1 protein-coding gene and 1 pseudogene are annotated in these 3,105 nt (G+C 76.9%); both read left to right on the top strand.

Features of this window, described 5'->3' with window-relative positions:
- Positions 1–504: pseudogene (locus GUY61_RS36665) on the top strand (hypothetical protein); the annotation flags it as partial.
- On the top strand, positions 501–3,105 hold a 2,605-nt coding region (locus GUY61_RS36670), incomplete at its 3' end, for a hypothetical protein (protein ID WP_166634625.1). The pseudogene GUY61_RS36665 and the gene GUY61_RS36670, both read left to right, overlap by 4 nt.

The following is a 3,105-nucleotide window of genomic DNA, read 5'->3' on the forward strand; positions in this document are numbered from 1 at the left end:
ACCCGCACCCGTGTCCCCTACCGGCACCGCACCACCACCCGGGCCGGACTGCACCTGCTGCTCGACCGCGGCGAGTCCATGCGCCCCTTCGGGCCCGACCACGCCTGGATCGCCGGACTGGCCGCCCGCCTCCTGCCCCCGGGACAGCTCAGGATCATGGACTTCAGAATCACGAGAGGGGCCAGCGAGGACGGCGGACGCACCTGGGGCCCGCATCCCGTCCCGCCGCCCGGCAGGCCCGTGATCCTCCTCTCCGACCTGGGACACCTCCAGCCGCCGCTGCCCGGCCGCCACCACTCCTCGCCCCCCGACTGGATCCCGTACCTGCGCCGGCTGCGCCGCGCTGGAAGCCGTGTCATCTGCCTCACCCCTTACCGGCCCGAGGACTACCCGGCCGCCGTCCGCCAACTGGTGACGCTGCTGCCGCTCGACCGGCGGACGTCGGTGCGCACGGCGCGGTCGGCCACCCGCAGGGACCGCACCAGGCGGGGCCGCGTCACATGACCGTCGCACCGGAGCGCAGCAGCTCCTCCCGGCTGATCGCCGAACAGCGCAGGGACCAGCCCGACGTGGTCCGCCTCGCCGAGTCGCTGTGCCTGGCCGCCCAGGCGGAACCGCACTTCGTACGCGGTGCCCGGCTCCGCTTCGTACCCCTCAGCGGAACCGGACTCGAGGCGAGGCTGTGGTTCTCACCGCTCGTCGAGGCGGCGGACAGCCGAGTGGTGATGCTCCACCCGGAAGTGACCGCGGAACTGCGGCAGGAGCTGTCCCTCCGCGACCGGGAACTGCTCCGGTCCGTAAGGGACTTCACGCTCGACGCCCACCGCGACGCACCGCCCCTGGTGCGCTGCTACGAGGAACTGCTGTGGCAGTCGACGGTCGACCCCAGGCCGGCGGAGGAGGACGTCGCCCGCGCGCTGGCCCCGCTCGTCCACGAGGTCAGGCACGGCGGACACCGCGCCGCGGAGGCCAGCCGCTGGGTACTGCGCTTCCTGCCCCGGCTGCCGGGCGGCGTACGCGACGCGGACGCGGCCTGGCGGCTCCACGTCATGGCGGCGGAACGGCTGGGACTCGACCCGCCGCCCGGTGCCGCGGAACGCGCCGGCGCCGCCGGTGTGCGCGCGGTGCGGACCCTGGTTCACACCGACATCGACATCGGGGTGCGGACCGGTTCCGACGGCATCGTCCTCAGCCGGCCCCCGGAACCCGACGCACTCGTCCTCCAGGCCAACGGAGCCGCCAGGGCCGGACTGCGCCTGAGGGCCGCGCTCCCCGGCGCCGGCTGGCACGAACTGGACCTGTACGACGGCTGGCGCAGCACCCTCGGTCTGGGCGTCGTCGCCGAGGCGGACACCGACGGCACCGTCCGCGCCGCGCAGGCCGAACTGGACGGCGTGGTGCGCGCCGCGCGCGCGGGCCACCGGGCAGCGGTCGCGGTGAGCACCGACGGGCGGACCTCGCTGCGCGTCGACGACGGCAACAGCGTCCTCTCGCTGAGCCTTCCGGAGCCCCCGACCCTGCTGGCGGTCGCCGACACGGGTCCGGCCGCCACCGCCGTCGTCACCGGGGCCGGCCTCCATGTGATCGGCACGGCCCTCGACGGAACCTCGGACTCCGTCCTCCACCGGCCGCAGCGGCCGCCGACCGCCCTCGGCTGGACGAGGGAGGACCGGCAGCCGGTGCTCTGCATGGCGCAGGGAAGCGACGTCGCACTGGCACGTGACGGCGACCCCCGCCACATCGCGGGGGTGCTGCCCCATCCCGCGGAGGTGGCACACCTGTGGTGCTCGGCCGAGTCGGCGACGGTGGCGGTGGCGGACGCGGACGGCGGCATCCACGTACACCGCCTGACCGGACCCGGCGAGGGCACCACCCGGGTACGTGCCACGGGGCCGGCGGTCACCGCGCTGACCGGCGACCCGTCGTCGGGCGCCGTCGTGTGGGCCTGCGCCGACGGGGGCGTCGAATCCTGGGCGGGGGAGGGGAGTCCGGTTCTGCGGCTGGGGCTCCTGAGGGTCCCCGCGATCTCGCTGGCGCTGCTGCCCGCGACGGGTCTCGTCGTCGCGGCCGACGGCGGACCCCGGCTGCTGCGCCTTCCATGGCCGCGGCCGGGACCGCCGACCGGCGTGGCGGTGCCGTTCTCCGTGCGGGAGGCGTACGCCGCCCCGGGCGGCCGGGTCACACTCGTCGGCCGCGGCGGTGACGTGGAGATCCGCTCGGAGGACGAGCGCGTGCACCTGGTCGGCTCCGGACCCGTTCCCCGGCCCGCGGACCGCGCCGGACCGGCCTGGGCGCGCACGTCGGTCGGCGTGGCACTGCCTGGCCCGGCGCCCGTACTGCCACCCCGGCTGAGGCGCTGGGGCATCGGCCATGTGCGGCTCCCGGCCACCGTGACCCCGGACTCCGAGGCGTTCGCGATCCTGCTCGACCGCGCCCGGGAGCAGGGCCTGCGCGTGGTGGCGCAACTGACACCCCCGGACCTGCGGGTCCCCGTCGACCCGGCGGGCGACGGCGAGGCGCAGGCGGCCGGCATCGCGGAAGGCGGAGCCGTGCGGGACACGGCCTCCGCCGCGGACGTACTCGTCCGCGCGCACGCCTGGCTGGAGGCCGGGGTGGACGGCCTGTGGCTGTGCGAGAGTCCCGGCTGGCCGGCCGCCCTCGCACGCCGTCTGCGGCACCTGGTGGACGCCTACCCCGATGCGGCGCTGCTGGCAGCGGCGACCGTGACGACCGCCTACGACGTGGACGACGTGGACGGCGAGGACGGCGCGGCCCGGACGTCCGGCGCCGGCTGCCACCTGACGATCGGCCCGCCCCCGGATCCCCCAGCACCGGCCCCCGGTCCACCGGAGCCGTCCGCGCCGGGGGCGGCCGGGCCGGTGCCCTCCGCATCGGAGTCTTCCGGGCCGGGGTTGGCCGCTCCGGGAGGTTCGCCGTCAGCGGCGTCCGCGCAGGGGCGGTCCGCTTCGGGGCCGTCCGAGTCGGGAGGCCCGGGACACGCGGCATCGGGGCCGGCCGGGCCGATGCCAGCCCGGACGGGGTCGTCCGCGCCGGGGGCGCCGGAGCCGTCCGCGCCGGGAGCCGCCGGGCCCGGAGGACCCGCGG

It is taken from the genome of Streptomyces sp. GC420, assembly GCF_009916105.1.
GTDB lineage: Bacteria > Actinomycetota > Actinomycetes > Streptomycetales > Streptomycetaceae > Streptomyces.